The sequence below is a fragment of the Nocardia sp. NPDC046763 genome, assembly GCF_040645495.1.
Lineage (GTDB): Bacteria > Actinomycetota > Actinomycetes > Mycobacteriales > Mycobacteriaceae > Nocardia.
On the sequence record NZ_JBEYYI010000022.1, the window covers coordinates 36,029 to 55,970 of the forward strand.

Genomic DNA, 19,942 nt, shown 5'->3' on the forward strand with positions numbered 1-19,942 from the left:
ACAGAATCGCAGCCATGCGCGTATACCTGGGTGCCGACCATGCCGGCTTCGAACTGAAGAACCACGTCAAGGCTCACCTCGAGGGCCAGGGCCACGATGTCGTCGACTGCGGCGCGCTGGAATACGACGCCCTCGACGACTACCCGGCCTTCTGCATCGAGGCCGCCCGCCGCGTGGTCGCCGAGCCGGGCTCGCTGGGCTTCGTCTTCGGCGGCTCCGGCAATGGCGAGCAGATCGCCGCCAACAAGGTACCCGGCGCCCGCTGCGCCCTGGGCTGGAGCGTGGAGACCGCGCAGCTCGCCCGCCAGCACAACAACGCCCAGCTGCTCGGCATCGGCGGCCGCATGCACACCACCGAGGAAGCCCTCGCCATCGTGGACGCCTTCATGACCACCCCGTGGTCCAACGAGGAGCGTCACCAGCGTCGCATCGACATTCTCGCCGAGTACGAGAAGACCGGCGTTCCCCCGGCCCTCCCGAACTGACCTGTGCCCGAAGGTCATACGCTGCACCGCCTGGCGAAGCTGCACGACAAGCGCTTCGCCGGCGGTCAGGTCCGAGTCTCCAGCCCGCAAGGGCGATTCGCCGAGGGCGCGGCGCTGATCGACGGCCGGGTGCTGACCCGTGCCGAGGCGTGGGGCAAACACCTGCTCCACCACTATGATTCGGGTGTCACCCTGCACATTCACCTGGGGCTGTACGGCAAGTTCACCGAATCCGCTGTGCCCATGGACGATCCGGTCGGCGAGGTCCGCATGCGCCTGATCGGCGGCGGCCGCACCGGCGACCTGCACGGCACGGATCTGCGCGGCCCCGCCGCGTGCGAGATCCTGCTCGACCCCGAGGTCGAAGCGCTCACCTCCCGCCTGGGCCCCGACCCGCTGCGCCGGGACGCCGAGCCCGACCGCGCCTGGGACCGCATCCGCCGCTCCCAACGGCCGATCGGCGCGCTGCTCATGGATCAGAAGATCCTGGCCGGAGTCGGGAACGTGTATCGAGCGGAAGTCCTGTTCCGCCACGGCATCTCGCCCTACCGTCCCGGAAAGTCGCTGAGCCGCAGCGAATGGGATGCCCTGTGGCTGGATCTGGTCGAGCTGATGAAGGTCGGCGTCCGTCGCGGCCTGATGCACGTGGTCCGCCCCGAACACGACCACGGCGCACCCTCCTACGCCGCCGACCGGCCTCGCACCTATGTCTACCGCCGAGCCGGCGAACCCTGCCGCCTGTGTGGCACCATCGTCGTCCACGCCGTGATGGAAGCCCGAAACCTGTTCTGGTGCCCCACCTGTCAGCCCTGCTGAAGCTGTCGCGGATCGTTTCAGCACGTCCCCCTCCAGCCCGGGCACCGGCTGGCCGGGTGCGCCGCAGTGCGCATGTCCGATCTGGCGGGTGAAACGGTGCCGCGCCGGAAAGGTGTCCCCGGGGGCGACGGCACCGGTCCTGAGGACGCCGACGTGGTCCAGTTGCTCTACATGATCGCGGAAGGCCGGATGATCGGGTTCTGCCCCGCTCGCTGGTCGAACCGGTCCGCCCCGGCCCGGTGTGCGTCCCGGTGGCCGACGCGCCGCCCAGCCGCCTGGTCCTCGCGTGGATACGCACGACCACCCATCGCTGGTCGCGCCGTTCGTGGCCGCCGCGCTCGGGACACGCCTGGCACCCACCCGATCGGGTCCTGACCTCGACCACCACCGCCTGGATCCAGACGCGCCAGGCTGCCGTACATCGCGCGGTTGGCGGGCGAGATGCGCTGCGGTACAGAGCATCCGCAAATGCCTATGAACGCATCCGTTCACCATGAAGGCGACTGTGACAGTTGGGAGCGGTCAGGCGCGGATCGCTGGCGCGAGGATCTGTTCGCACCATTCGCGGAAGGTTGTCGGGCTCGCGGTTTCGTCGGTGCGGGGCACGGCGTCGTCGAGGCCATTGTTCTTGGCGTGCATCATGTCGACGTAGGCGGTCGCGATCGGGTCGCCGATGCCGCGCGCGGTCAGCGTGGCGCGGAAGTCGTCGAGAGATTGCTGCTGGTAGCGGATTCGGCGGCCGAGTACCTCGGACATGGTGTGCGCCATGTCGTTCGGTGTCAGGTCCTGCGGGCCCAATACCGGGACCTCGCCTGTTCCCGTCCAGGAGCGGTCGAGCAGCAGGCGGGCGGCCACCGCGGCGATATCGCGGGTGGCGGCCATCCGCGTCGGGCGGTCCGCGGCCTCGGTGCCGGTGAACACGCCGTCGTCTCGGATCGAAACCGCCTGCCACAGTAGGTTGTCCATGAACGACGGGTTCGCCAGTGCGCGGTAGGCAACACCTGTGCTCGCGATGAGATCGTCCATCGCCAGCGATGCGGTCACGTGGCCGGCGCGGCCTGCGACGGGAGTACCGCGCCCGAGCGACGAGACGCCGACGACGTGCCCGACCTTGTTGGTGGTGAACGCCTTCGCGGCGGCGCGCGTGAATCCGGCATATACATCGTCCAGGCTCGGCGCGTGCAGGTCGGGCGGGACCAGCCAGAAGACCGCGTCCGCGCCGGCGAAGGCCCGGTCCACGACATCGGCATCGCCGTGCGATCCGGTGACGATGTCGACGCGGGCGCGGATCGCCTCCGGGAGTTTCCCGGGATCGCGCACGATAACGCGCAATTCTTCACTGCGAGTGGATGTTTCGAGCATGCGGTCCAGCAGCTGGCTGCCGATCTGGCCGGTGGGGGAGGTGATGACGATCATGCTTCGAGTCTGGTGACGGTTCGTCGCGGCGTCCAAGACCCTTTCCACAGATTGATACCGTGAGGGTATGGATCTGGATCTGCGCAAGCTCCGCTACTTCGCGGCGGTGGCCGAGCACCGGCACTTCGGCCGCGCGGCGGAAAAGCTCTACATCGCCCAGCCCGTGCTGAGCCGTCAGATCAAAGCCTTCGAGCAGGAATTGGATTGCGCCCTGCTCGTGCGGACCACCCGCACCGTGGAGTTGACCGCCGCCGGAAAACAGCTCTACGAGGAGGCGCAGGGGATTCTCGCCGCCGTCGACGCGGCGGTTCGGCGCGTGCACGACGCCGACAGCGGCGTGCGACGCCTGGTGGTCGCCTTCTCGACCGGACTGTACGTCTCGGAGGCGATCCGGGAATTCACGACACGTCACCCGGAGATCGAAACCGACGTCGTACCCGCACGCTGGTGGGAGCCGGACGCGCCATTACGGGACGGCCGAGCCCAGATCGGTTACCTCCGAAGACCTTTCAATGAATCCGGACTGCGCGCCATCCCCGTCGGCCACGACCCCAGGGTCGCCTGCATGCCCGCCATCCATCCGCTGGCATCGCGTCGGGAACTCACCCTGGCCGACCTCGACGGCGAGCGAATGCTGGACGCCCCGAAACGCCGCACCGCCTCACTGGAAGAAAAGTTCGAGCTGATCGCCTCCGGCCACGGCCTGGCCCTGATCCCGCTCAGCGTCGTCCGCGCCTACGTCCGACCCGACCTCGTCCACCGCCCCGTCACCGACGCCCCCGGCGCCGAAACCTGCCTGGTCGTCGCCTCGGACCACCGCGACAAACTCCTCCGCGAATTCCTCGACATCGCCGCCGCAACCCTGCGGCCCTGAACCAGCACACTCGTGCTGAACCAGCGTCTCCAACGCCGCGCTATGACCTGTGCCGCCGACGTCGCGCTGCGGGGCTGTATTCGGTGCTCGACGCGCGAAACCTGTTCTGGTGCCTGAGCTGTCGGCCTGCCTGACTTCGTGGAGCGTAGCGGCGGCATGTCACAGGGCATCTGCAGCTCCGGGATGATGGCGTTGAAGAACGCCTACCTTCAGGTGGCTATCGGCGAGAAGCGTACAGCGGTCACCGTCGCCAGCGAACTCGCCTCGCGCGGCCTGAAGAGGTTCCCCGCGCACTACTCGAGCGAACGGATGAAGACCATCCTGCTGGACGAGCTCGAGCGCCGCGGCATCTGGGCAGGCCGCCCCGAGATGTGGTTCAGCAACCTGACCCGGGTCGGAAATATCGGCAGCGCGTCCATTTTCGTCATCCTCGACGAGATGATGACCGAGGGCATGATCGAGCCGGGCGACACCCTGCTGTGCATGGTGCCCGAATCCGGCCGGTTCGCGGTCTCGTTCATGCATCTGACCGCGGTGTCGGCACCGGAGGCCGGATAGCTGCGGCTACGGGGTCCGGTCGAGGGCAGCGCGGGCCCGGAGCCTGAGCAGCTGCCCGACACCGACGGCGAGCAGGGCCGCGGTGGCGATGATGTAGATGTCGCCCGGGATGTGCTGCCACCACGACCACGCGAGTTCCTGATGTTTGCCATTGGGGACGATGCCCGGGCCGATCAGGAAGAACAGCGTGAAGGCGCTGGTCATCGCGAACGGCGCGACACGTGGATTCGTGGTGGTCCAGGCCGCGGCGGTGATCAGGGCAGGCGCCACCCAGACCCAGTGATGGGTCCAGGACACCGGCGAGATCAGCAGCAGGACCGCGGCATTCACGAGCAGCGCGGTCACCGAGAGGATGGTCACCGGGCTGGCCGGACCGGACGAGTCCGCCGTGCGGCGTTCGAGCCCGACCAGATGGTGCATCAGGGCGGCGCCCGCGCAGACCGCCACCACGGCCAGGCCCAGCCAGACCGCGGTGGCGGCGGGATTCGACAGGCCGAGGCGGAAGACCATGCCCTTGAGGGACTGGTTGCCGACGTAGTCGGGGGAGCCGATGCGGTTGGTGTCGGCGATCGCGTGCAGCCAGTAGTCGCGCGATTCCCTCGGGAACAGCACGAATCCGGCGCCGATCACGCCCGCTGCCGTGGCCGTGGCCGTGCCCGCGGCCTTCCAGTCGCGGCGGATGAGGAAGTACAGGACGAAGGCGGCGGGCGTCAGTTTGGTGACCGCGGCGACGCCGATCAGGACACCCCGCGGCCAGCGGGGCTTCTCGGTCAGGCAGTCGAGGGCGACGGCGGCCATGAGAACGAGGTTGATCTGCCCGAACCACAGCGTGGTGCGGACGGGTTCGACGGCCAGCATGAGCACGACCGCGGTCACGCTGAGCGTGAGTTTGGTGCGCGGGTCCAGATCCGGGCGGACGCGGGAGAGCACCAGCCAGATCGTGATGCCGAGACAGGCCAGCGAACTGGCGGTCACCATGAGTTCGGCCAGCCACAGCGGCATGATGGCGAGCGGGATCATCAGCACCGCCGCGGACGGCGGGTAGGTGAAGGGCAGGTCGGTGTGGCCCGCCACCGGCAGGGTCGGGCCGTACAGGGTGCCGTGCTCCAGCCAGCCCCGGGTGTCGACCCGGTACACCTGCAGGTCGAGGAAGCCGTGCATGGCGGAGAAGATCGCCGTGATCGCCACTGACACCAGGATTCCGATCACGATCGGAATGCGGGGCAGGCCCGGGCGGCCCTCCGACTTCAGATAGCGCAGCAAGTTACGTTGCCCCGCCCGCGTTGTGATCATCAGGGAGACAGTAATCCTTTCGGCTGGTGCGCAAGGTGTCCGGATTTCATTGGGGGAACGGTTAATCGGTGGCAAATCCGTCGGCCGGGGACCGGCCGCCCCAGTCCGCCAACCGGCTGCCCGGCCGCGCGAACCAGGTCGCATAGAAGACGAAGGATACGGTGGCCAGCGCGCCCAGCACGACGACCCCGGCCGGTATCGGATACTCCGCCATGGTTGCGGTCAGGAACCGATAGGACAGCAGCAAACCGGCGAGGGCCGCCGTGCCGAGCGACACCATCCGGGCCCGGTACACGTCCCATCCGCGCTCCGGATCGCGCAACGCTGACTCCACCGTCAGGCACAGCACCGCGCCCGCCACCAGATCGCTGCCGTAGTGGTAGCCGAAGCCCAGCGTCGCGAGCAGCGTGCACACCAGCCAGAAGGCGCCGGCCCAGCGCAGCCAGCGCGGCGCGGTGCGGGAGTGGATGAACAGGGCCGTGGCCCAGGCGGTGTGCATGGAGGGCATGCAGTTGCGGGCGGTCTCGGAGTCGAAGAGCATCGGCTGTGGATCGTGGGTCAGCGTGGGCCAGACCTGCGGCCAGTCGCCGATCTCCAGGCCGTGGCCGAGCGGGCCGTAGGCGAAGACCGGGCCGACGACGGGGAACAGCACATAGCCGAGCGGGCCGATCACGCCCAGTACCAGGAAGGTTCGCACCAGGTGGTGCCGCGGCCACGCGCTCGTCGAGACATGGCGCAGCTGCCAGACCGCGACCACCACGGCCGCCACCGGCAATTGGATGTAGACCACGTGCAGCACGTGTGAGGGCACCGGGCCCAGCGCCTCGAGCGCGCGCCCGACCAGCCAGGCCGGTTCGCCCAGCGCCCGGTCGGCCAGCTGGACGTACTGGTCGAGCACCCGGGGTCCGGCGACGATGCTGACCATCAGCCAGGTGTCGGCGAGTTTGGAGGCCATGACCAGCAGCACGCCGAAGGCGATGGCCTGCAGGGCAGTTCGACGATGCTCGCCTTCCCAGCGGAGCACGACCACGGTCAGGGCGGTCAGGGCAAGCGTCGGTCCGGTGCCGATCGATATGTGCCAGCCACAGGCCGCTTGCAGGCCCAAGGTCAGCAGGTCCAGCACCGCGGCGGCTACCAGGCTGACGACCCGGACCCGGGTGGGCACCCCGATACACGCCAGCCCTAGTCCGGCCCATGACACGGCCGCCGACTGGGGGTTCGCGAAGTAGTCGTCGATCAGGCTGCGGAGCGGGCCCATCACCCCGTGTGCCGACGCCCATACCTGCGCGACGGTCAGCAACACCACCGCCACGCCCAGCCCGGCGGCCGGGATGAGGCGAGAACGAGTCCCGGTGCCGGACAGCACCGAGTTGGAAACGTTCATCTTGTGGTCGACCAGCACTGTAAATCGATAACACAGCGCAAACGGAGGCACAACATCCGGTTACCGGAATACCATTTTCGGGCGGATCCGGCGTATGCGATGCAATAGTGTCGCCCGCCGATCGCGCGGCGTGTGATCGGGTAGTTCGCCGCCGGGCCAGACGACGCCGCGGGTTGATCAACAGGGGCTGTCCGGTCACCCAGGGCGAGGCCGGACGCGGCAGAACCGCGGATCGATCACCGGTGAACGCATTCCGGCGGGCATCGAGGTGCTGACCACTCCCGGCGCGGGGACCGTAACGCGCTGCGCCGCATGGCCATTGCCCGCGGTGAGCGGTGACATCCGGGTGGTGCGAATCGAAAGATGGTCGGGGTGACAGGATTTGAACCTGCGACCCTCCGCTCCCAAAGCGGATGCGCTACCAAGCTGCGCTACACCCCGTTGCACGTCGGACTCGACGCTCCCGCTGAACGGGAAAGAGCGGGTGACGGGAATCGAACCCGCACCATCAGCTTGGAAGGCTGAGGTTCTACCATTGAACTACACCCGCAGTGACCACATCCATGGATGCTGTCTGCGTTGAGCACTGTACCGAACCTCACTCCTGGAATGCCAATCAGGTGCCGTTGCCGCACGTCGCGGCCGGTAAAACGGGTCGTTCGGCGAGTCGCCGAGAACATGCCGAAATAGGGTGTAACACCGGGGTCTCACCAGCGATGACACATCCGATCGCCATTCGCGAGGCAGCGGGAACCTGTTCTGAATCAGGGGTTTTCGATGTCGGGTGGCTTGCTAGGATCCTTTTTGTCCGGACGGGGGTATCTGGAAAGGGGGCGGTGAGCATGCACCACTGGTGTGGCCGACCGCGTGGTAGTGAGTTCGATCCGAAGGGCGTGACCGGCGTGCTGCCCGGTCCTGGCATCTCGTGCGTCGGGTGAGCGCGCATGTCCATCCGTCTCGACACCCGAACCTCCGCCATTGTGGCGGTGACCATCCGCGAATGGGTGCGGGCAGTGCACCCCGGCGCGAGCAGCGCCGCGCTGGGCCAGTCGCCCGCGGTTCCCTCCGATGAACTCGAGCGCATCTTCGGCCGGATCATCGACGATCTGCTGGAATTGGCCGGGACCGAACCGTTTCCGGTGCAGGCTGCCCGCCGCATCGGTCGCAGTCTGGCCGAATCGCCGTTCGACCGCACCCGCATGCTCGCCCCCGCCAGCCGTGCGCTGCTGGGGCTCTCGCCGGGCGTGCGCGGTTCGCTGATCGCCACCCGCTGGTCGTTCATCGCCAGCCAGGCCATCGATGCCTACGCCGAGGCGCTGCAGCAGCGCGCCCTCGCCCAGCAGGAACGCAGTCTCTCGGAGGCGGTGTCGGTGCGGGTGCAGGAGATCGCGGCACTGCAGACCCGGCTGCGGCACGAGGCCACGCACGACGCTCTCACCGATCTGGCCAATCGCTCACTGCTGCAGGAACGGGTGCGGGTGATGTCTACCGATCCGGCGCGTGGGGTGGGTCTGCTGCTCATCGACCTGGACGACTTCAAGGTGATCAACGATACCTACGGTCACACGGTCGGCGACGAGGTGCTGGTCACCATCGCTCAGCGTCTGCGCTCGACCTGCCCGCCCGACACGGTGATCTCACGCTACGGCGGCGACGAATTCGTGGTCGCACTGCCTTCCCGCCGCAATACCCTGGGCGAGCTGGCCATGCGGGTGCTGGCCACGCTGTGCGAGCCGGTGCCCACGGCGGCCGGTCCGGTCCCGGCCTCGGCGAGTGTGGGCACGGCGTTCTGTCCGCCCGGACGGGAGTGCGACTTCTCGGATCTGCTGCGCAGCGCCGACCGGGCCATGTATTCGGCGAAAACGGCGGGCAAACGTCAGTTTGCGGTGTCGGAGCTAGACGAAGAGGAGGTTGATCCAGGTCGCCGCAACGCGCGTTTTACGGCGGTGGCTGGATAGCCCGGGGCTTCGGGAGGCTCACAGTGCTTAGCAACGGTTTGGCGAATTCTGCCGCGTAGGCTGGTCGCGTGTCTACGGTCGTCGTTCTGCTCATTGTCATGGTGGTTGTCCTGCTGGCTGTGGTGGCGGTCAACCGCGCGCAGCGCTCGCGGTCCAACACCCAGCTCGAGGATGCCAAGGCCGATGCGCGCCGGGTGATCGAGCGCCTCGGCGGGCAGGTCTACAACCTCGTCGGCACGGACGACGCGTCGAAGCAGGCCCTCGCCGATGCGGGGGAGCGGTTCAATGCCGCGGGCTCTCAGATCGAGCAGGCCACCACGCCCGCGCAGGCCCGGCTCGCGAAAGAGACAGCGCTCGAAGGGCTTTACTACGTGGGGGCCGCGCGGTCGGCCATGGGCATGGACCCCGGTCCGGCCGTTCCGGAACTCGACGGCCAGCGCAGTGCCGGCCGGGTCACCGAGGACCGCGCGATCGAATACGACGGGCGGCGCATCGAGGCCTCGCCCACGCCGTCGGCCTCGACTCCGAACTATTACCCGGGTGGTCGCGTCGCCGGCCGTCCCGTTCCGGCCGGTTGGTACTCCGAGCCGTGGTGGAAGACCGCCCTGGTCGCCGGTGCCTGGGGCGTCGGCTCGGCGGTCCTGTTCAATGCCCTCTTCAGCGGCATGTCCGGGGTCGGGTACGACTCGGCCGCCTTCGAAAGCGGTTACGGCGACGGCTATCAGGCCGGGCTGGACGCCGCCGACGGCGGATATGCCGACGGCGGCTACGACCAGAGCGCCGGCGACCCCGGCTACGATCAGGGCGGCTATGACCAGGGTGGCTACGACCCCGGGGTCGACCTGGGCGGCCAGGACTTCGGCGACTACGGCAATTTCGGCGGCTTCGACGGATTCGACAGCGACTTCTGACGCCTCGGGGCCGGAATCAGTGCCGGGTCTCGGCGCTGGTCGCGTCCAGGAAGACGCGGATCGCGCTGGTCAGCTGTTCGGGCTGATCCTCGGGGGAGAAGGTGCGCGAATCGTGGATCCATTCGATGCGGGCGTCGGGGAAGTCGGCGGCCAGGCGCTCGGCGTAGCGGTCCGGGAAGAAGCGGTCGCCGGCCGACCAGGCCAGTAGCACCGGCTTCTTGAAATCGGCGAAAGTCCTTGCGGCGGAGAGGGTGTACTGGCTGTCGAGGCCGCCGATGGCGCGGCGGACGTCCTCGCGGATGGCCTTGGTACCGACCGGCAGGGCGTACGAGTCGCTGACCGCGTGGTCGATCGGGCCACGGGTCAGCCAGCCGTAGGCGATGGGCAGGCGGCGAACGGCCCGGATGCGCAGACTCAGGGCCAGCGAGGTGAGCGCTCCCGGGGTGCGGGCGGCCAGGCCGATGTAATCGAAGAACGGCGGCGGGAAGTTCTCGTAGGCGTCGCAGGAGGTCAGCACCAAGCGAGCGACGAGGTCCGGGCGGGCGGCCACGACCAGCTGGCTCACCGCGCCGCCGGAGTCGTTGCCCACCAGGGTGACCGGCCCGAGGTCGAGCTCCTCGATGGCCTGGATGACCAGCTGGGCCAGGCCGGGGGCGCTCAGGTCGGCGCCGGGCATGGCGGCGGTGTGAGAACCGAAGGGCAGATCGATTGCCACGCAGCGGAATTCGCCGGCGAGCGCCGGAACGACCCGGCGCCACAGGTTGGCATTGACCAGCAGCCCATGCACGAAGACGACGGGATCGCCGCTGCCGCTGTCGAAGACGTTCAGCGTGCCGTGCGGCAGTGCGAGCTCGCGGCGGGTGCCGAGGGCGGGGTCGCGCCAGGCGGCGCGGGATTCGGGGGAGATGGTGTGCGTCATCTGGATGACTCCTCTAGGAGCAGTGACGGTGAAGAGGATTTCAAACTAACAAACAGGCTGCCTGTTTTCAATGGTTCCGCGTTACGATCCAGGCACCGAGCCAGAAAGGTGTCGATGATCAGGCAAGCCGAACGATCCGAGTCGACCCGCGCGAATCTGATGGCCGCCGCGCGCGAACTCTTCGCCGAACGCGGCTACGCGGCGGTCAGCACCCCCGAGATCGTGGAGCGCGCCGGCAGCTCCCGCGGCGCGCTGTATCACCAGTTCAAGGACAAGAAGGACCTGTTCCGCGCCGTCTACGAGCAGGTGCAGCAGGAGATCCTCCAGCAGGTCGCCGAGACCATGGCCGAGGCCCCGCCGACGGACACCATGGCCGTTCTCGAAGCCGGACTGCACAACTTCCTGCTCTCCTGCGTCGACCCCGAACGCGTCCGCATCACTCTCATCGACGCACCGTCGGTGCTCGGCTGGCAGGAGTGGCGCGCGGTCGACGAGAAGTACGGCCTGGGTCTGGTCGTCGCGGGCCTCGAATCCGGCGTCCAGGCCGGCATCCTGCGCGCCGACCTCGACATCCGCCCCCTGGCCCTGATGATCCTCTCCGCCCTCGGCGAGGCCGCCATGTTCATCGCCAACGCCGACGACCCCGAAACCGCCCGCGCCCAAACCGAACCCGCGGTCCTGGCCTTGATCAACGGTCTGCGGGTTTAGACACCGAATTGCGCGACACGCCCCGGAATTCGATCCGGCGGCCCCGCCTTCCGCGACGAACAGCCCGGTCGCGTCGCTTGCAGGTCCGAGCGGAACGATCGGACGGCCGTTTCGTTCACCCTTCGCCAGGCTGCGTGTTCTTTCCACTCGCGCCGCCGCTGCGAGCTTCGATGGCCTCGACGGATTTCTTGAACGACTTTCCCAAGACGCGGGTGCCGAAGAGTCCGAGCACTATCGCGAGTAGCCGTCCCCTGAGGTTCTTGCCGTCGCGGACCACGAGGGCGTCCACATCGGTCATGCCCGTGGGCAGCTGCGTGAGAGTGTAGGTGTGGCCCGAGGCGCCACCCCACAAGTTGGAGTCGGTGGTCGTCATCACCACGTGATGAGGGTCGCTCCAGTCGTAGTGCAGGCGTTCCCAGATGCCGCCCGAGCCCTCCGTGACATCAGCGTCATGGGGGCCTTCGTGATGCACCTCGAGGTAGCGGTCTGCACTGTTGCCGAAGAGTTCCGCCCGGCCCGGCCCGAAGTCGGTGAGGCCGGCCAGGAACTGCTCAGGCGTCGCGGTGGTCGTCTGATGGAGATGGATCGTGGTCATAGCGCCTTCCTTGACACTTGAATGATCCGCTCCGGTCCTGAAGACCGGGGTCGGTGACCCATATCCAGAACACCACTCGTTCGAGCGTCACGGAAGAGGTCTGCTCGACCCGATCTTGCGAGTCCACCATCACTGGGCGAGGGCAACCCCACCGGCCGAATCGCCGACCGTGACAAGTTTGCTGGATCCGGCAAAAGAAGCTCTCGGGGGACGGCTCCGGGAGCTTCGCCTCGATGCTGGAGTCAGCGGTATGTTCGACAACTCCCGGAACACTCCCTCGTGGCGGCGATCCCGTTCTCGAGCAATGCGCAACTCAGCGTCCCTCCGCTGCAGGAGGCGGTGCGCAGGCTTTCCGACTGGGGCGTAACCGTTCTCGCCGGCGACGAAATCAAACGAACAGCACGACCCTGGCACCGGCTCGGACGCCGTTCACCAATTCCCTTGGGGCAGGGCGTGGAGTGCGATGGCCGAGCACCCGTAGCTGTCTGCGGATCTTCGCGGAGCACGCCGAGTCCTCCTGGGTTCGATCCGCCGCCCTGGTCCATGTGGCGGAGGAATGCCTGGTCCATGTGGCGGAGGAATGCTTTCGTGGTTGGTGAGGTCGGTCGCGTGACTCCTGTTCGGCCGAAAGGTCTGATTTCTCGTTCTTCTCGGCGACACCAGGCCCCGGAGGCAAATGTCCCGAGGTTGCTGGTGGGTAGCCTGTGCCACATGTCCGATGAGCTGTGGGTTGTCGTACCGGACGAGCTGCGTGAACTGACGGCCTCGCGAGAACGCCTACACGATCTGATCGAGGCCGTATACACGGTGGTATCGGACCTGGATGTGGATCTGGTGCTGCGGCAGCTGGTGACCGCGGCGGTCCGGCTGGTCGGTGCCCAATACGGCGCACTGGGTTTGCTCGAACCCGATAACGGGAGCGGTGAACGGCAGCTGGCGCAATTCGTCCCGGTCGGTGTGGACGAGGAGACGATTCGCCGGATCGGGCACTGGCCGCACGGCCGGGGCGTGCTCGGCGCGGTGTTGTCCGGGGAGCATCCGGTCCGGCTGGCCGACCTCACCAAGAGCCCCGCTTTCGAGGGCTGGCCCGCCGGGCATCCGCCCATGCGCAGCTTCCTCGGGGTGGCTGTGCGCTACCGCGGCACGGTTCTCGGCGACCTGTACCTGGCGAACAAGCGCGGGGGCGCGTTCAGCGACGAGGACGAGCGGATCATCGAGGCGCTGGCCGTCATCGCGGCGGTGAAGATCGTCAATGTGCGCATGTACGACCAGGTGGCGCGCGACACCGAACGCCGCCGGCAGGACTCGGCGAAGATCGCCGTCATGGAGGACCGTGATCGCATCGCCCGCGACCTGCAGGACTCCGTGATCCGGCGCATCGACGCCTCGGGCCGGGCCCTGCAGGGCGCGCTCCGGATGAACCCGGCGCCCGAGATCGGGGAGCGGCTCGCACGCGTGGCGGCCGACCTGGACGACACCATCCGGGACATTCGCGCCACCATCTTCTCGCTGCCTCCGGCCACCGGCGGGCAGGGCGGATTGCGCAGCGAGATCACCGAATTGGTGTCCACCGCCGCCCGCTACCTCGGCTACGCGCCGAGCCTGCGGCAGGACGGTCCCCTCGATACCGTGGTGCCGCCGGAGACCGGGCGGCAGGCGCTGGCCGTGCTGCGCGAGTCACTGTCCAATGTGGCGCGCCACGCCGATGCCACCCGCATCGACGTGAACGTCACCGCCGCCCGGGGCGAACTGCGAATCTCGGTGTCGGACAACGGTGTCGGCGTGGGTGACGCGCCCCGGCGGGGCGGGCTGCGCAAAGTCGCCGAATGCGCCACCGATCTCGCCGGCGTGCTCGAACTCGGGCCGGGACTGGACGGGCACGGCACCACACTGGTCTGGCGGGTGCCGATTCCGCAGGTCTGAGCCTGTCCGGTTCCGGCCGGCGCGTCAGTTACTCGGCTGCGCAGGCTGTTCCGCGGGCGGCGCAGCCGCAGGCTGCGGCGCGGGATCAGGGGTCGTGGTCTTGTCGGCCCACTTGGTGGTGCCATCGGGAGCCTGCATGGTGGACAGCAGATCGATGCCCGAGGCGATGAGGGTCGGGCCACCCAAGGCGATGGTGCCGATGATGCCGCCCGCGGTGGCGCCGGTGGTCAGGCCCGGGACGCAGCCCGCCACCAGGGTGACGATGCAGCCGACGGTCGCGCCGATGGCGGTGCCGACGAAGGTGCCGATGGTGGTGGCCAGGCTGAACTGGGTGGTGAAGTAGCTCAGCGCGCGGTCGTCCTCTGCCTGCGAGGCAACCGGTTTCACGACCAGCGGCTGCGACAGCGACACCCCGGCCGGCTTGTCGGGGGTGAGGGCCAGCACGGTGCCGTCCTTCTGCACCTCGGGCTTGACCGGAATATCGACGGGTCCCAGATGGAATTCCAGCGGCAGTGTGAGCAGCACCTTGCCATCGGCGTCCTTCACGTTCACCACGTCGGCGGGCCTGGCCGCCGGGTCCGAATCAGGGGCCGCCGGAGTGGAATCCTTGGCCGCCTGCGACAGCTCGAAGGTGCCGCCCTTGAGGGTGGTGACGACGGTCTTGTCCACCAGCTTGGCCGAGTACACCAGGCCGGGGGCGGCGGGCTCGGCGTTCGCCGGGCCGGTCGCCCCCGATAGTGCGGTGGCCTGGGTCATGAGTGTGCCGATCACCAGGGTGGCAGTCGCGCAGGCGTTGCGGAACTCCATGCGGTATCCAATCCGTCATCAGGTGTGGGCCGATCCGAACCCAGGAGCTTAATGGAATTCGATGCTGCCGAACAGGTTTCGGGCGCAACACAGCGGGGCGGGAATAATTCGTCCGTTATCGGGAAATTATCCCTGACGTCCGGATTGCCGCGGTGTCGCACACAGTAGCGCCCGAGATGCGCGCCCGCGCGCCGATTCGGCAAACTCCTTGCCATGAGCCTCAGATTCAGCGCCGGAGTCCTGCTGTACCGCCGCACCACCGGTCTCGAAGTGCTGATCGGGCACATGGGCGGACCGCTGTGGGCGAAGAAGGACGGCGCCGCCTGGTCCATCCCCAAGGGCGAGTACAAGCCCACCGAGGAGCAGCCCCGGGACGCCGCCCGCCGCGAATTCGGCGAGGAACTCGGCCTGCCCGTGCCCGACGGCGAATGGATTCCGCTCGGCGACGTCCAGTACGGCAGCGGAAGCAGCAAGAAGCAGGTCACGGTGTGGGCCGTCGAGGGTGACCTGGATCCCGAACAGGTGGTGCCGGGCACGTTCGAAATGGAATGGCCGCCACGATCCGGGCGAATCGCCGAATTCCCCGAAATCGACCGGGTCGGCTGGTTCGATCTCGACACCGCCCACGAGAAACTCGGCAAGGGCCAGCGCCCCTACCTCGATCGCCTGCGCGAGCACCTCAACGGCGCGTAGCCCTGCATACCGCGTTCGCGGTATGCCGAAAGTCCACGTCCGGACGACGACGGCCACCCGGTCCCGGCGGCAGGGTGGTTGTAACCGCGAATCCGCGGATCGCCACCGTTCGGAGAGGACGTCGATGACCCATACACAGCTCGCCGGGAGCCAGCCCGTGGTCCGGACCTGCCCGTTCAGCCCGCCCGGGGAGTACCGGGAATTGCGCGAGCAGGATCCGGTCGCGCATGTCACCTTGCCGGACGGCATCGACGGCTGGTTGATCACGCGATACGCCGACGTGCGGGCCGTGCTGTCGGACCCGCGTTTCAGTTCACGGCGCCGCGGTGTCACCGGCAATCACCGTGGCTCGCAAGAGATTCCGCCGCCTGCGCCGGGCTGGTTCATCTTCATGGACGCACCGGAGCACACTCGCCTGCGCAAGATGCTCACCGGCCAGTTCACCGTGCGGCGCATGCGCGAGCTGGCTCCGGCGGTGGAGCGGATCGTCGCCGATCACCTGGACGCCATGGCGGCGGCCACCGGTCCGATCGACCTCGTGCAGGACTTCGCGCTGCCGATTCCCTCCCTGGTCATCTGCGAGCTGCTCGGGGTGCCGTACGCCGATCGTGCGGAGTTCCAGCACAATTCGGCCACGCTGCTGCGGCTGGGCGCGCCCGCCGAGGAGGTGGCGCAGGCCCAGCTGGAACTGAACCAGCTGATCCACCGCCTCGCCGTCCAGAAGCGGACCGAGCCCGCCGACGACATCCTCAGCGCCCTGGTCCGGGACGGGGATCTCACCGATGAGGAGCTGGCGGGAGTCGGTGTTCTGCTGCTGGTCGCCGGACACGAGACGACGGCCAACATGATCGCCCTGAGCACCCTGTGCCTGCTGCGCGATCCCGCCCAGCTGGCCCTGCTGCGCGCCGAGCCCGAGCATGCGGACGCCGTGGTGGAGGAGTTGCTGCGCTTCCTGAGTGTCATCCAATTCGGTATCCGCCGAACGGCTTTGGAGGATGTCGAAGTAGGCGGGCAGCTGATCCCGGCGGGCAGCACAGTGGTCGCGCACCTGCCCGCGGCCAACCGCGACCCGGAGCTGTTCCCCGACGATCCGGAAAGCCTGGACCTGCTGCGCCCCCACCGGCCGCACGTGGCGTTCGGCTTCGGCATCCATCAGTGCATCGGGCAGCAGCTGGCCCGGCTGGAGCTGCGCATCGCGCTGACCGCCCTGTTCGAGCGCTTCCCGGAGCTGCGGCTCGCGGTGCCGCTCGACGCGGTTCCGATGCGCGACGAGATGGTCGTCTACGGCGTCCACGAGCTGCCGGTGACCTGGTAGGAGAGGGGATATCCCATGAAGATCGACATCGACGAGAACAGGTGCTGTGGCGGCGGTCAGTGCGTGGTGGCCGCACCGGAGGTGTTCGACCAGCGCGACGAGGACGGCATCGTCGTCCTGCTCGATCCCAGCCCGGCCGAGGAGCTGCTGCCGCGGGTGCTCGATGCCGCCGCGCGCTGCCCGGCCCTGGCCATCCGGGTGGAGCAGTAGTGCCCGGCCTCGATCGCCTTGTGGTGGTGGGCGCCTCGGCCGCCGGCCTGAGCGCGGCCGAGGCCCTGCGGCGCGAGGGCTTCACGGGCACGCTCACCCTGATCGGCGAGGAAACCCATGCGCCCTATGACCGGCCGCCGCTGTCGAAGCAGCTGCTCACCGGTGACCGGCAGCCGGCGGACATCGCGCTGCGCGACGACTCGGCGATCGAAGGGCTCGGTCTCGAACTGCGATCGGGTTGCCGGGCAACAGGTCTGGACACCGATGCCCGCACCGTCACCCTCGCCGACGGCGACCGGGTGCGCTACGACGGCCTGATCATCGCGACCGGCCTGCGACCCCGCCGCCTGCCCTTCGGTCACGACCTGGCCGGGATGCACGCGCTGCGGACCCTCGACGACGCCCTCGCCCTGCGCGCGGAGCTGGCGGCCGGACCACGGGTGGTGGTGCTCGGCGCCGGCTTCCTCGGCAGTGAGATCGCCGCGTCCGCACGGGAACTCGGGGCGGACGTCACCCTCGTGGATGCCGAGCCCGCCCCGCTGATCCGCCAGTTCGGTGCCGAGGTCGCGGGCCTGGTGGCCGCGTCACACCGCGACCACGGTGTGCGAATGCGTATGGGCCGCAAGGTTTCCGATATCGAAGGCGCGGTCGGACGGGTCACCGCCGTGGTGCTCGACGACGGGACGCGGCTGGCGGCCGATGTCGTGGTGGTCGCCATCGGCTCGGTGCCCGCCGTCGACTGGCTGGCCGGATCCGGTGTTCCGGTCGGCGACGGGGTGCTCTGCGACGAATACTGCCGGGCCGCGCCGGGCGTGTACGCCGCCGGTGATGTCGCCAACTGGCCGCATCCGGGCCTCGGCGCGCGGGTCCGGTTCGAGCAGCGCACCAACGCGGGCGAGCAGGCCATGGCCGCTGCCCGCAATCTGCTCGCCGAGTCGGGACAGGAAACACTCTATGCGCCAACCCCTTTCGGCTGGACCGACCACTACGACAGCAAGATCCAGATCCACGGCTGGTGTCCGATCGGCGCCCGGACCGAGATCGTCGCGGGAGACCCCCGCGAGCGCAAATTCGTCGCGCTCTACCGCATCGGCGACCGCGTCGTCGGGGCGCTGGGCTGGAACAGCGCCCGCACCCTGCGGGAATACCGCGGCCGCGTCATCGCGCCGGGTAATGCCGATGCGCACGGCGGGTAGGTACCTTGACGACGTGCGGATGATCGCCCGGCTGCGGTGCTGGCTGCGAGTCCGGCCGTGGGCGGCCGACCTCGCGGTCGCGATCGGATGCTTCCTGGTCGCCACGCCGGTGGCCGCGAGCATGGCCCATCTGCGGCACAGCCCGATGGACCGGGCGGTCAGCGGGCTCGCGCTCACCTGCGTCCCGCTGCTGGTCCGCAGCCGGTGGCCGATCCCGGTGGTGGCCGCCACCGTGCTGGTGGAAGTCGCTCGCTACCTGTTGATTCCGTACTCCGCACCGCCGCCCGCGGCCACCGCGGTCGCGCTCTTCACGGTGGCGAACCGGATGGATCGGCGCACCGCCTGGCTGGCCGGCGTGTGTGCCGCGGTGCCGCTGGTCGCCGCCATCCTCATTTCGCAGCAGAGTCCGGGGGATCTGCCCCAGGCGCTGTCCCAGATCGCCTGGACCCTGCTCGGCGTCGCCGCCGGTGATGCGATGCGCAGCCATCGGGAGCTGCTGGCCGCGGCCCTCGAACGGGCCGAAACCGCCGAACGCGACCGGGAAGCGGAGGCCGCCCGCCGCGTCGCCGAGGAACGCCTGCGGATCGCCCGGGAGCTGCACGACGTGGTCGCCCACCACATCACGCTGGTGAACGCGCAGGCCAGTGTCGCGCACCATCTGATGCGCACAGATCCGGACCACGCCTACGCGGCGCTGGAACGCATTCGCGACACCAGCCGGACCGCGCTCGACGATCTCCGCGCGACCGTCGGAGTGCTGCGCGCCGAAGACGATTCGGGGCATCCGCGTGCCCCCTCACCCGGCCTCGGGGAACTGACCGAGCTGGTGGAGTCCTTCCGGCATGCCGGGCTCGACGTCACCGTCGAGCATTCCGGGGAGCCGTTCGAGCTCTCCTCGCTGACCGACCTCACCGCCTACCGAATCATTCAGGAGGCGTTGACCAATACCCGCAAGCACGCCGGGGTGAGGACCGCGTGGGTGCGGCTGGACTATCGACCCGACCGGGTGCGGATCACCGTCGAGGACGACGGCCGCCTGCGCGCGGAGACCGGCACCGGCTACGGGATGATCGGCATGCGGGAACGCGTGAAGGCCGTGGGCGGCACGCTCAACGCTGGCCCGGGCCCGGACGGTGGTTTCCGGGTGGACGCCGAACTGCCGCATCGCAACAGCCGGAAGGGCGGGTCATGACCATTCGGGTACTGCTGGCCGACGACCAGGCTCTCCTGCGCGACACCTTCCGCATGCTCATCGACTCCACCGAGGACATGCGGGTGGTCGGCGAGGCCGCCACCGGCCGCGAAGCGGTCGAGCTCGCTCGCACCCACCGGGCCGACGTCGTGCTGATGGACATTCGCATGCCCGAGCTTGACGGCCTGGCCGCGACCCGGCTGATCAGTGCGGACGAGGACCTCGCCGGGGTGAAGGTGCTGGTGCTCACCACCTTCGAGCACGAGGAGCACGTCGTCGAGGCCCTGCACGCCGGGGCGAGCGGATTCCTCGGCAAGGGCATGAACGCCGACGAACTGCTCGCCGCGATCCGAACGGTCGTCGCCGGCGACGCACTGCTGTCGCCCACCGCGACCAAGGCACTGATCGGCCGCTTCCTGGCCCAGCCGGACCCGGTGCGCTGGGAGCCGCCGCCCGCACTGGCGGCGCTCACCCCGCGCGAACGCGAGGTGGTCACGCTGGTCGCGCTGGGCCTGTCCAACGACGAGATCGCCGAACGTCTCTTCATCACCGCCCTCACCGCCAAGACCCACGTCAATCGCGCCATGACCAAACTCGATGCGCGCGACCGGGCCCAGCTCGTCGTCATCGCCTACCGCACCGGCCTGGTCCACCCCGACACCCTGAGCTGAACCGGACGACCTTCCGGG

20 protein-coding genes and 2 tRNA genes are annotated in these 19,942 nt (G+C 68.7%); 14 read left to right on the top strand and 8 right to left on the bottom strand.

Annotated elements, in window-relative coordinates; translation table 11 throughout:
• Nucleotides 1–14 precede the first annotated feature (14 nt).
• Together ABZ909_RS29975 and ABZ909_RS29980 are read left to right on the top strand one after the other, a co-directional pair.
• The gene (locus ABZ909_RS29975) at nt 15–485 is read left to right on the top strand and encodes a ribose-5-phosphate isomerase (RefSeq protein WP_357006069.1); all 471 of its coding nucleotides are present in this window, start codon (nt 15–17) and stop codon (nt 483–485) included.
• Nucleotides 486–488: 3 nt separating this feature from the next.
• A complete protein-coding gene (locus ABZ909_RS29980) occupies nt 489–1,301 on the top strand; it encodes a DNA-formamidopyrimidine glycosylase family protein (protein ID WP_357006072.1) in 813 nt (270 codons plus the stop codon).
• A gap of 522 nt (nt 1,302–1,823) precedes the next feature.
• Here ABZ909_RS29980 and ABZ909_RS29985 read toward each other — a convergent pair.
• Nucleotides 1,824–2,717 (bottom strand): NAD(P)H-binding protein, encoded by an 894-nt coding sequence (locus ABZ909_RS29985; RefSeq protein ID WP_357006074.1) that lies wholly within the window; start codon nt 2,715–2,717, stop codon nt 1,824–1,826.
• A gap of 67 nt (nt 2,718–2,784) precedes the next feature.
• Between ABZ909_RS29985 and ABZ909_RS29990 the strand changes: the two genes are divergently transcribed.
• Entirely contained in the window at nt 2,785–3,591 is an 807-nt protein-coding gene (locus ABZ909_RS29990; protein WP_357006077.1) for a LysR family transcriptional regulator, read from the top strand.
• Nucleotides 3,592–3,747: 156 nt separating this feature from the next.
• A complete protein-coding gene (locus ABZ909_RS29995) occupies nt 3,748–4,149 on the top strand; it encodes a 3-oxoacyl-[acyl-carrier-protein] synthase III C-terminal domain-containing protein (protein WP_357006080.1) in 402 nt (133 codons plus the stop codon).
• A gap of 6 nt (nt 4,150–4,155) precedes the next feature.
• Here ABZ909_RS29995 and ABZ909_RS30000 read toward each other — a convergent pair whose 3' ends face one another.
• From ABZ909_RS30000 to ABZ909_RS30015, 4 genes are all read right to left on the bottom strand, one after another.
• Nucleotides 4,156–5,442, bottom strand: a complete 1,287-nt coding sequence (locus ABZ909_RS30000; protein WP_357006083.1) for a glycosyltransferase family 87 protein — start codon at nt 5,440–5,442, stop codon at nt 4,156–4,158.
• A gap of 61 nt (nt 5,443–5,503) precedes the next feature.
• Nucleotides 5,504–6,826, bottom strand: a complete 1,323-nt coding sequence (locus tag ABZ909_RS30005) for a phosphatase PAP2 family protein (RefSeq protein ID WP_357006321.1) — start codon at nt 6,824–6,826, stop codon at nt 5,504–5,506.
• 364 nt (nt 6,827–7,190) lie between these two features.
• Nucleotides 7,191–7,267 (bottom strand) — tRNA-Pro (locus ABZ909_RS30010).
• A gap of 38 nt (nt 7,268–7,305) precedes the next feature.
• Nucleotides 7,306–7,376, bottom strand: a tRNA-Gly gene (locus ABZ909_RS30015).
• Between the two features lie 394 nt (nt 7,377–7,770).
• Between ABZ909_RS30015 and ABZ909_RS30020 the strand changes: the two genes are divergently transcribed.
• Nucleotides 7,771–8,784 carry a GGDEF domain-containing protein gene (locus ABZ909_RS30020; RefSeq protein WP_357006085.1) on the top strand — a complete coding sequence of 338 codons (1,014 nt, stop codon included), beginning with the start codon at nt 7,771–7,773 and terminating at the stop codon, nt 8,782–8,784.
• 68 nt (nt 8,785–8,852) lie between these two features.
• Complete coding sequence (locus ABZ909_RS30025) at nt 8,853–9,695, top strand: DUF1542 domain-containing protein (RefSeq protein ID WP_357006088.1); 843 nt, start codon at nt 8,853–8,855, stop codon at nt 9,693–9,695.
• Nucleotides 9,696–9,711: 16 nt separating this feature from the next.
• Here ABZ909_RS30025 and ABZ909_RS30030 read toward each other — a convergent pair whose 3' ends face one another.
• Nucleotides 9,712–10,614 (bottom strand): alpha/beta hydrolase, encoded by a 903-nt coding sequence (locus ABZ909_RS30030; RefSeq protein WP_357006091.1) that lies wholly within the window; start codon nt 10,612–10,614, stop codon nt 9,712–9,714.
• Between the two features lie 114 nt (nt 10,615–10,728).
• Between ABZ909_RS30030 and ABZ909_RS30035 the strand changes: the two genes are divergently transcribed.
• Complete coding sequence (locus ABZ909_RS30035; protein WP_357006094.1) at nt 10,729–11,322, top strand: TetR/AcrR family transcriptional regulator; 594 nt, start codon at nt 10,729–10,731, stop codon at nt 11,320–11,322.
• Nucleotides 11,323–11,437: 115 nt separating this feature from the next.
• Here the strand turns inward: ABZ909_RS30035 and ABZ909_RS30040 are convergent, their stop codons facing one another.
• Nucleotides 11,438–11,917, bottom strand: coding sequence for a hypothetical protein (locus tag ABZ909_RS30040; protein ID WP_357006096.1), 480 nt, complete (start codon nt 11,915–11,917; stop codon nt 11,438–11,440).
• Between the two features lie 711 nt (nt 11,918–12,628).
• On the opposite strand from ABZ909_RS30040, the gene ABZ909_RS30045 reads away from it, so the two are divergent.
• Entirely contained in the window at nt 12,629–13,840 is a 1,212-nt protein-coding gene (locus ABZ909_RS30045) for a GAF domain-containing protein (RefSeq protein ID WP_357006099.1), read from the top strand.
• Between the two features lie 24 nt (nt 13,841–13,864).
• Here ABZ909_RS30045 and ABZ909_RS30050 read toward each other — a convergent pair whose 3' ends face one another.
• Nucleotides 13,865–14,647, bottom strand: coding sequence for a hypothetical protein (locus tag ABZ909_RS30050; RefSeq protein ID WP_357006102.1), 783 nt, complete (start codon nt 14,645–14,647; stop codon nt 13,865–13,867).
• Between the two features lie 213 nt (nt 14,648–14,860).
• On the opposite strand from ABZ909_RS30050, the gene ABZ909_RS30055 reads away from it, so the two are divergent.
• The 6 genes from ABZ909_RS30055 to ABZ909_RS30080 all read left to right on the top strand — a co-directional run bounded on the left by ABZ909_RS30055 (nt 14,861) and on the right by ABZ909_RS30080 (nt 19,924).
• Nucleotides 14,861–15,340 (top strand): NUDIX domain-containing protein, encoded by a 480-nt coding sequence (locus ABZ909_RS30055; RefSeq protein ID WP_357006104.1) that lies wholly within the window; start codon nt 14,861–14,863, stop codon nt 15,338–15,340.
• Between the two features lie 124 nt (nt 15,341–15,464).
• A complete protein-coding gene (locus ABZ909_RS30060) occupies nt 15,465–16,655 on the top strand; it encodes a cytochrome P450 (RefSeq protein WP_357006106.1) in 1,191 nt (396 codons plus the stop codon).
• Between the two features lie 15 nt (nt 16,656–16,670).
• Nucleotides 16,671–16,865, top strand: a complete 195-nt coding sequence (locus ABZ909_RS30065) for a ferredoxin (RefSeq protein WP_357006108.1) — start codon at nt 16,671–16,673, stop codon at nt 16,863–16,865.
• Entirely contained in the window at nt 16,865–18,061 is a 1,197-nt protein-coding gene (locus ABZ909_RS30070) for an FAD-dependent oxidoreductase (protein ID WP_357006111.1), read from the top strand. Before ABZ909_RS30065 ends, ABZ909_RS30070 begins: the two co-directional genes overlap by 1 nt.
• Nucleotides 18,062–18,080: 19 nt before the next feature.
• On the top strand, nt 18,081–19,253 hold the full coding sequence (locus ABZ909_RS30075; RefSeq protein ID WP_357006323.1) for a sensor histidine kinase: 1,173 nt from the start codon (nt 18,081–18,083) through the stop codon (nt 19,251–19,253).
• The gene (locus tag ABZ909_RS30080; protein ID WP_357006114.1) at nt 19,250–19,924 is read left to right on the top strand and encodes a response regulator transcription factor; all 675 of its coding nucleotides are present in this window, start codon (nt 19,250–19,252) and stop codon (nt 19,922–19,924) included. The genes ABZ909_RS30075 and ABZ909_RS30080 overlap by 4 nt, the downstream gene beginning before the upstream one ends.
• Nucleotides 19,925–19,942 lie beyond the last annotated feature (18 nt).

Bases quoted from the DNA above. Each gene is read 5' to 3' on its own strand.
- ABZ909_RS30005 (WP_357006321.1), bottom strand. From the start codon at position 6,826: ATGAACGTTTCCAACTCGGTGCTGTCCGGCACCGGGACTCGTTCTCGC.
- ABZ909_RS29985 (WP_357006074.1), bottom strand. From the start codon at position 2,717: ATGATCGTCATCACCTCCCCCACCGGCCAGATCGGCAGCCAGCTGCTG.
- ABZ909_RS29995 (WP_357006080.1), top strand. From the start codon at position 3,748: ATGTCACAGGGCATCTGCAGCTCCGGGATGATGGCGTTGAAGAACGCC.
- ABZ909_RS30020 (WP_357006085.1), top strand. From the start codon at position 7,771: ATGTCCATCCGTCTCGACACCCGAACCTCCGCCATTGTGGCGGTGACC.
- ABZ909_RS29990 (WP_357006077.1), top strand. From the start codon at position 2,785: ATGGATCTGGATCTGCGCAAGCTCCGCTACTTCGCGGCGGTGGCCGAG.
- ABZ909_RS30045 (WP_357006099.1), top strand. From the start codon at position 12,629: ATGTCCGATGAGCTGTGGGTTGTCGTACCGGACGAGCTGCGTGAACTG.
- ABZ909_RS30065 (WP_357006108.1), top strand. From the start codon at position 16,671: ATGAAGATCGACATCGACGAGAACAGGTGCTGTGGCGGCGGTCAGTGC.
- ABZ909_RS30050 (WP_357006102.1), bottom strand. From the start codon at position 14,647: ATGGAGTTCCGCAACGCCTGCGCGACTGCCACCCTGGTGATCGGCACA.
- ABZ909_RS30040 (WP_357006096.1), bottom strand. From the start codon at position 11,917: ATGACCACGATCCATCTCCATCAGACGACCACCGCGACGCCTGAGCAG.
- ABZ909_RS30080 (WP_357006114.1), top strand. From the start codon at position 19,250: ATGACCATTCGGGTACTGCTGGCCGACGACCAGGCTCTCCTGCGCGAC.
- ABZ909_RS30035 (WP_357006094.1), top strand. From the start codon at position 10,729: ATGATCAGGCAAGCCGAACGATCCGAGTCGACCCGCGCGAATCTGATG.
- ABZ909_RS30030 (WP_357006091.1), bottom strand. From the start codon at position 10,614: ATGACGCACACCATCTCCCCCGAATCCCGCGCCGCCTGGCGCGACCCC.
- ABZ909_RS30000 (WP_357006083.1), bottom strand. From the start codon at position 5,442: ATGATCACAACGCGGGCGGGGCAACGTAACTTGCTGCGCTATCTGAAG.
- ABZ909_RS30060 (WP_357006106.1), top strand. From the start codon at position 15,465: ATGACCCATACACAGCTCGCCGGGAGCCAGCCCGTGGTCCGGACCTGC.
- ABZ909_RS30075 (WP_357006323.1), top strand. From the start codon at position 18,081: ATGATCGCCCGGCTGCGGTGCTGGCTGCGAGTCCGGCCGTGGGCGGCC.
- ABZ909_RS29975 (WP_357006069.1), top strand. From the start codon at position 15: ATGCGCGTATACCTGGGTGCCGACCATGCCGGCTTCGAACTGAAGAAC.
- ABZ909_RS30055 (WP_357006104.1), top strand. From the start codon at position 14,861: ATGAGCCTCAGATTCAGCGCCGGAGTCCTGCTGTACCGCCGCACCACC.